Raw genomic sequence first — 5,502 nt, forward strand, 5'->3', positions numbered from 1 at the left:
TTGCTAACGTCCGTTGGCAAGCTAACCTTTGGCTTGCCAACGAGCGATAGCAAAGGTCCCTCGCTCCCGCTTCACCGGACCACGACCGCGTTCTGCCTGGTCAACCCCAACTCGAACATCACAGGGCTCTGATGCTCCCCCGGTGGCGGCACCTGCACCCACAGCCGCACGAACTGCCGCGGCTCGCGCTCGGACACCCACACCTTCACGGTCACGTCCGCGTGAATCTGCGGCAGCACCCGCGACGCCACCGCCACCGGCACCACACCGCCGACCCGGAACGCCTCGACGTCCTCGACCCGCTCGCGCCCCTCGGTCCTGGCCGCGCCGACCCCGTCGAGCAACCGGCGCAACCCACCCTGAGGCCCGAGCAACGCCGAAACCGCGAACTCCGGCGGAACCGGCTCCCGCGCCGTCCCCGACGGGTCCGTACGGGTGACTTCCGCGCCCCGCAGGTCGAACGAGAACTTCACCCGCCGCACGTCGTCCTGTACGTCGGCGGTGCCAGTGGCCCGGCCACCGTCGTCGAGCGTCGCGTCGCCCTCGATCTGACGCAGCGGCAGACCCGGCAGCACACCGTTCACCCCAAGCGAAAAGTGCGTACTCCGCACCGTGGCGAACGACGAAGCGGCAGCGGTGAGCAGTTCGGCCCCGGCGGGCAATGGAGCACTCGGCGACGCCGCGCACCCACCGGCGAGTCCGAGCACGAGCACCAGCAGGACGCGAAGACAACGCATGGCGTCGGAGCCTACTGAGCGCCCCGCAGTGCCCACCGCCACACTGTTGGCCCGATCCTTGCGAGTGATGTCCTTCCGGCCACTGTCGACCGTGCAGACAACCCGCGAAACTTCGTCGGTGACCGTCGAGACCCGCGAGACTCGTCCCGCACCCCGCCTGCACCGCGCCTGGTTCATCGCCGGCGCCGCGTTCGTAGCCCTGCTCGCCGCGGCTGGTTTCCGCGCCGCCCCCGGCGTCCTCATCGATCCCCTGCACGAGGAGTTCGGCTGGTCCCGCGCCACCATCGGCGCCGCCGTCTCGGTGAACCTCGTGCTCTACGGCCTGTTCTCCCCGTTCGCCGCCGCGCTCATGGAACGCTTCGGCATCCGGCGCGTCGTCGCGACCGCGTTGTTCGTCGTCGCACTCGGCGCGGGCGGCACCGTGTTCATGACCGCGAGCTGGCAGCTCATCCTGTGCTGGGGCGTGCTCGTCGGCGTCGGCACCGGCTCGATGGCGATGAGCTTCGCCGCGACCGTCGCCGCGCGCTGGTTCGTCCGCAGCAGGGGCGCCGTCACCGGAGTGCTCACCGCGGCGGGTGCCACCGGCCAGCTCATCTTCCTGCCGCTCATCTCGAACCTCGCGATCAGCGACGGCTGGCGCACCGCCTCGCTCGTCATCGCGATCGCCTCGCTCGCCGTCGTTCCGGTCGTGCTGATCGTGATCCGCGATCACCCCGCCGACATCGGGACCACGGCCTACGGCGCCCCGCCCGAGACCGAGGTCGCCCGTCCCGCCGCCAGGACCGGCACCGCGCGACGCGCGCTCGGAGTGCTGGGCAAGGCCGCGCGCACCCGGACGTTCTGGCTGCTCGCCGTCGGCTTCGCGATCTGCGGGGCCACCACGAACGGACTCGTCAGCACCCACTTCGTGCCCGCCGCCCACGACCACGGCATGCCCCAGACGACCGCCGCCGGGCTACTCGCGCTGGTCGGCGTCTTCGACGTCGTCGGCACCATCGCGTCCGGCTGGCTCACCGACCGCGTCGACCCACGCGTGCTCCTCGGCGTCTACTACGCGCTGCGCGGAGTGTCGCTCGCCTTGCTGCCTCAGCTGTTCACCGACTCGGTCCAGCCGAGTATGTGGGCGTTCATCCTGTTCTACGGCCTCGACTGGGTCGCCACCGTGCCGCCGACCGTCGCGCTCTGCGTCCGGAAGTTCGGCGACGCGGGCCCGATCGTCTTCGGCTGGGTCTTCGCGAGTCACCAGCTCGGCGCCGCCTTCGCCGCTTCCGCCGCGGGCGCCGTCCGCGATCACTTCGGGGACTACGCGATCGCCTGGTACGTCGCCGCGGGCCTCGCCGTGATCGCTTCGGCCGCGTCGTTGGCGGTCACCCGATCGGGACGCCGTGAAGTCGCCTTCGCCACCTGAGCGGGGGATATCACCCACATCCGACCCACTCGGCGCGTCGCGAAACATCCCGTTAACACGCTGTGGTTAGGGTGCGGCCATGGATCGCCAGCAGGAGTTCGTGCTCCGTACCTTGGAAGAGCGCGACATCCGTTTCGTCCGGCTGTGGTTCACCGATGTGCTGGGGTTCCTCAAGTCCGTGGCGGTCGCGCCCGCCGAGCTGGAGGGCGCCTTCACCGAGGGCATCGGTTTCGACGGCTCGGCGATCGAGGGCTTCGCGCGGGTGTACGAGTCCGACATGATCGCCAAGCCCGACCCTGCCACTTTCCAGGTCCTGCCCTGGGAAACGCCGGACGGCGGTCCGTACTCCGCGCGGATGTTCTGCGACATCGCGATGCCGGACGGTTCGCCGTCCTGGGCCGACCCACGGCACGTGCTGCGCCGCCAGCTGTCGAAAGCGGGCGAGGCGGGGTTCACCTGCTACGTCCACCCGGAGATCGAATTCTTCCTGCTCGCCAACCTCCCCGAGGACGGCAGCGAACCCGAGCCCGCCGACAACGGCGGCTATTTCGACCAGGCGAGCCACGCCACCGCGACGCATTTCCGCCGCCACGCCATCGAAACGCTCGAGGCGATGGGCATCTCCGTCGAGTTCAGCCACCACGAGGGTGCGCCCGGCCAGCAGGAGATCGACCTCCGGTACGCCGACGCGCTGACGATGGCCGACAACGTGATGACGTTCCGTTACGTCGTCAAGGAGGTCGCGCTGACCCAGGGCGTCCGGGCGACGTTCATGCCGAAGCCGTTCACCGATCAGCCCGGCTCGGGCATGCACACCCACGTCAGCCTCTTCGAGGGCGACCGGAACGCCTTCTACGACGCCGAGGACCCGTACGAGCTGTCGGCCACCGGCAAGGCGTTCGTCGCCGGGTTGCTGCACCACGCCAAGGAAATCTCCGCGGTCACCAACCAGTGGGTGAACTCCTACAAACGCCTGATCAGCGGAAGCGAGGCGCCGACGACGGTTTCGTGGGGCCGCGCCAATCGCTCGGCGCTCGTCCGGGTGCCGATGTATTCGCCCGGCAAGGCGTCCTCGCGGCGCGTCGAGATCCGCACCCTCGATTCCGCTTGCAACCCGTATCTTGCGTACTCCGTTATCCTGGCCGCGGGCCTCAAGGGCATCGAGAAGGGCTACGAGCTTCCGCCGCCCGCAGAGGACGACATCTGGCAGCTCTCCGACGCCGAGCGCCGTGCCGCCGGTTACGCGCAGTTGCCACAGAACCTGGGGGAGGCGCTCGCGGAAATGGAAAAGTCCGAACTGCTGCCGGACGCTCTCGGCGAACACGTCTACGACTTCTTCCTGCGGAACAAGCGTTCCGAATGGGACAACTACCGCAGCGCGGTCACCCCGTACGAACTCCGGACGCTCCTCCCGGTGTTGTGATGCGGCGGCGGATGAGGTCCCGTGTCCTGTCCGCTCTGCTCGTCGCAGTCAGTCTGGCCGCCGTCGCACCCGCGACGGCCTCGGCCGGCGGCTTCGATCTCGATTCCGCGACCATCCCGTCGCTGCAAGCCCGCATGGCCGCCGGGCGGCTCACCGCCACCCGGCTGACCTCGGCTTATCTCGACCGGATTCGAACGGTCGACCACAAGGTCAACGCGGTCCTCGCGGTCAACCCCGGAGCGCTCGGCCAGGCGGCCGAGAGCGATGCCCGGCGTCGCGCCGGTCATCTCCGTGGGCCGCTCGACGGCATCCCGGTGCTGGTCAAGGACAACGTCGACACCCGCGACCAGCAGACGACCGCCGGATCCCGCGCGCTGCGCAGCCGCCCGGCCAAGGACGCCACGCTGATCACCCGGCTGCGCGCCGCTGGAGCGGTGATCCTCGGCAAGGCGAATCTCTCGGAATGGGCCAACTTCCGCGCCGCGAAGCCGACTTCCGGCTGGTCGGGGGTCGGCGGCCAGACCAGCAACCCGTACGTCCTCGACCGGAACCCTTGCGGTTCGTCGGCCGGCTCCGCCGCCGGTGTCGCGGCTTCGCTCGCCCAGGTCGCCATCGGCAGTGAAACCGACGGTTCGATCGTGTGCCCAGCGGGGATGACCGGCACGGTAGGTCACAAACCGAGCCTCGGTCTTGTCAGCCGAACGGGTGTCGTTCCGATCTCCGCCGAACAGGACACCGCGGGCCCGATCGGCCGCAATGTCGTCGACGTCGCGTTGACGCTCTCGGTACTCCAGGGCCGCGACCCCGCCGACCCCGCGACCGGCGCGTACCCGCCTGACCAGCCGACGGACTACGCGCGCCTGCTCAAGCCGGGCGCCTTGCGGGGCTCGCGCATCGGTATCTGGCGCCTGCCCGTGCTCGGTCCCGACACCGACGCCGTCGTCACCCGGACGAGGGACGCACTCGTCCGCGCCGGAGCCGAGGTCGTCGAGGTGGTCCCGCCGTACCAGGACCGCATCGGCCAGCTGGAGTTCCCAGCGTTGCTGACCGAGTTCCACCGCGACATCGACCGCTACCTCGCGACGCGCACCGGTGTGCCGCGCGACCTGGCGGCGCTCATCGCCTACAACCGGTCCGATCCGCTGGAGCAGACGTGTTTCGCCGGGCAGGAACTGTTCGAGCAGGCACTTGCCGCACCCGGCCCCGACGACCCGAAGTACCGCGCCATGCGCGCCGAACTCAGCGACCTGGCCCGCCGCTCGATCGACGAGACCCTGGCGAAGTACCACCTCGACGCCATCGCGTCGCCGACGAATCCGCCCGCGTGGAAGACCGACTGCGCGAAGGGTGACAACGATGTGATCCCGTCTTCGACCCCGGCCGCGGTGGCCGGTTACCCAAGCGTCTCCGTGCCTGCCGGCGCGGTCGGCCCGCTGCCGGTCGGGATCTTGTTCATGGCGGGCCGCTGGTCGGACGCTCGGGTGCTCGCGTTCGCCGCCGACTTCGAGCGAGCCGTCCCCGCCCGCGAACGACCGCACTACCCCCCGACCATCGGCGGCTAGCGTTTCAAGGCCCTGACCTGCGTCGATGTCGTTAAGTGACCCCCCTGTTTTCGGACGGTTCCGGGCCATGTAATCTTCTCTTCGTCGCCAGGAACACCGGGCCACCGGGGCCGAAAGCCCCGAGGTCAGGCGCCAGGGCCGAGCGGGTTGACACCGCGAACCGGACCAGGTAACGTTCAGCGTCGGCCCTCGAGCGGCCGCCGACTCCCTACGACTAACACCGTAGGATGAGGCATGCTCGGCCAAAAGCTTGATGAATATCGCTTGAAGCAATTCAGTGTGTTGCTTGAGAACTCAACAGTGTGCTAGTGAACTAAGCCAGTAGAGCTTATTGTTTGAACCCCTCCTCGTGGGGGTTCCTTTGAGGATATG

4 protein-coding genes are annotated in these 5,502 nt (G+C 69.1%); 3 read left to right on the plus strand and 1 reads right to left on the minus strand.

All coding sequences use genetic code 11. From position 1 onward, the window contains the following. Positions 1 to 71: 71 nt before the first annotated feature. Positions 72 to 737 carry an LppX_LprAFG lipoprotein gene (locus ACFWY9_RS44615; protein WP_378330085.1) on the minus strand — a complete coding sequence of 222 codons (666 nt, stop codon included), beginning with the start codon at positions 735 to 737 and terminating at the stop codon, positions 72 to 74. A gap of 67 nt (positions 738 to 804) precedes the next feature. Here ACFWY9_RS44615 and ACFWY9_RS44620 point away from each other — a divergent pair, with 67 nt between their 5' ends. The 3 genes from ACFWY9_RS44620 (at position 805) to ACFWY9_RS44630 (ending at position 5,130) form a co-directional block, all read left to right on the plus strand. Then, complete coding sequence (locus tag ACFWY9_RS44620) at positions 805 to 2,145, plus strand: MFS transporter (RefSeq protein WP_378341743.1); 1,341 nt, start codon at positions 805 to 807, stop codon at positions 2,143 to 2,145. Between the two features lie 79 nt (positions 2,146 to 2,224). Then, positions 2,225 to 3,568 (plus strand): type I glutamate--ammonia ligase, encoded by a 1,344-nt coding sequence (glnA, locus tag ACFWY9_RS44625; RefSeq protein ID WP_378330083.1) that lies wholly within the window; start codon positions 2,225 to 2,227, stop codon positions 3,566 to 3,568. Between the two features lie 11 nt (positions 3,569 to 3,579). Further along, positions 3,580 to 5,130: an amidase gene (locus tag ACFWY9_RS44630; protein ID WP_378341744.1), complete on the plus strand. Its 1,551-nt coding sequence runs from the start codon at positions 3,580 to 3,582 to the stop codon at positions 5,128 to 5,130. The last annotated feature ends 372 nt before the right edge of the window (positions 5,131 to 5,502 follow it).

The organism is Amycolatopsis sp. NPDC059027, assembly GCF_042739735.1.
In the GTDB taxonomy this organism is placed as follows: domain Bacteria; phylum Actinomycetota; class Actinomycetes; order Mycobacteriales; family Pseudonocardiaceae; genus Amycolatopsis.

Excerpts from the sequence above, each read along its gene's own strand:
- ACFWY9_RS44615 (WP_378330085.1), bottom strand. The coding sequence starts at position 737 with ATGCGTTGTCTTCGCGTCCTGCTGGTGCTCGTGCTCGGACTCGCCGGT.
- ACFWY9_RS44620 (WP_378341743.1), top strand. The coding sequence starts at position 805 with ATGTCCTTCCGGCCACTGTCGACCGTGCAGACAACCCGCGAAACTTCG.
- glnA (WP_378330083.1), top strand. The coding sequence starts at position 2,225 with ATGGATCGCCAGCAGGAGTTCGTGCTCCGTACCTTGGAAGAGCGCGAC.
- ACFWY9_RS44630 (WP_378341744.1), top strand. The coding sequence starts at position 3,580 with ATGAGGTCCCGTGTCCTGTCCGCTCTGCTCGTCGCAGTCAGTCTGGCC.